Annotated in this window: 2 protein-coding genes; one reads left to right on the forward strand and one right to left on the reverse strand. The window is 36.3% G+C overall.

Features of this window, described 5'->3' with window-relative positions:
- The coding region (locus T513_RS12540) for a hypothetical protein (protein ID WP_035877114.1) at positions 1-211 on the forward strand (211 nt) is incomplete at its 5' end.
- 149 nt (positions 212-360) lie between these two features.
- Here the strand turns inward: T513_RS12540 and T513_RS0109635 are convergent.
- The gene (locus tag T513_RS0109635) at positions 361-1,077 is read right to left on the reverse strand and encodes an MIP/aquaporin family protein (protein ID WP_031589918.1); all 717 of its coding nucleotides are present in this window, start codon (positions 1,075-1,077) and stop codon (positions 361-363) included.
- Between the last annotated feature and the right edge of the window lie 183 nt (positions 1,078-1,260).

Raw genomic sequence — 1,260 nt, forward strand, 5'->3', positions numbered from 1 at the left:
ACGGAAGTTAAGCATCGCAGCGGCGACGATAGTCGGAAACGGCAAAAACAGCACGCTGCCAGTCTGTCCGGTCCCCAAGGGGACTCCTTTTTTTTGCCTTTTCACAGCAGATATGAATAAGCAAATAGATTTCACAACGATTGTGAATAGAGCATTGATAATCACTGGCTGGCATGAAACTGAGATCAGTAATCACAGCACCTATGAATAAGGAGTCGTATTTCACAGTGATTGTGAATGTAAAAATCCTATTCACACAATCTGTGAACAGGAAATATAACTCACATATAATGTGAACTAAATAACACTAATCACAGTATATGTGCATAAAAAAAGAACTCGCGTGCGAGTTCTTTTAATTTAAGCTTTGTCACTATTAATTAATTTCCATACAATAACCGCAAATAATGCGCCAGCTAATGGAGCTAAGATAAATACCCATACCTGACTGATTGCAGCAGTTTTGCCAGTTGCTAGTGAATAAACAACAGCTGGTGATAATGAACGAGCAGGGTTTACTGAAGTGCCTGTGAAGAAAATACCAATCATATGTACTGCAGTTAACGCACCACCGATGATAAATCCACCATTTGCGTTATATTCATCTTTTACTGTTGATGCAAGTACGACAAATACAAAAATAAAAGTTAAAACAACTTCTGTGATGATTGCTCCTGATAACGCTAAGTTAAGAGCCGATTCAGCACCATATCCATTTTGTCCCAATCCAATGGATGAAATAGTAACTGAAGGAATATTTTTGATCATCGTGAATAAGACACCTGTTCCTGCAAAAGCACCAATAACCTGTGCTAAGATGTAACAAGGTAAGTCTTTTAATTCCAATCTTCCATCAAAGTACATCGCTAAAGAAACAGCAGGATTCACATGACCGCCTGAGATTCTTCCAATTGTGTAGTATACAACTACAATGGATAATCCAAACGCAAGTGAAATTCCAATAATGCTTGAAATTCCTCCTTTAGCTCCTCCAAATAGTATCGCAGCACCTGTGCCGATGAATACTAGAAAAAAGGTTCCTAAACATTCTGAAACATACTTATTTAAGTTTTTCATACTTAAACCTCCTTCATTTTGAAATTTTACATTTTGAATCGATTTTTGTCAATGAATCCACAATATGATATACTATTTATATTATTGGGAAAGCCAACTATAAGGAATTCAAGTAAAAATTGAAGTTTTATCACATTATCTTTGTTCCTTGGCTGATCTCATTAAATAACAGTTGCGATTTCA

It is taken from the genome of Kandleria vitulina DSM 20405 (genome assembly GCF_000702065.1).
GTDB classification, from domain to species: Bacteria; Bacillota_I; Bacilli_A; order Erysipelotrichales; family Coprobacillaceae; genus Kandleria; species Kandleria vitulina.

What these genes read in the sequence shown, in the direction of transcription:
- T513_RS0109635 (WP_031589918.1), bottom strand. Translation starts at nt 1,077, where the DNA reads ATGAAAAACTTAAATAAGTATGTTTCAGAATGTTTAGGAACCTTTTTT.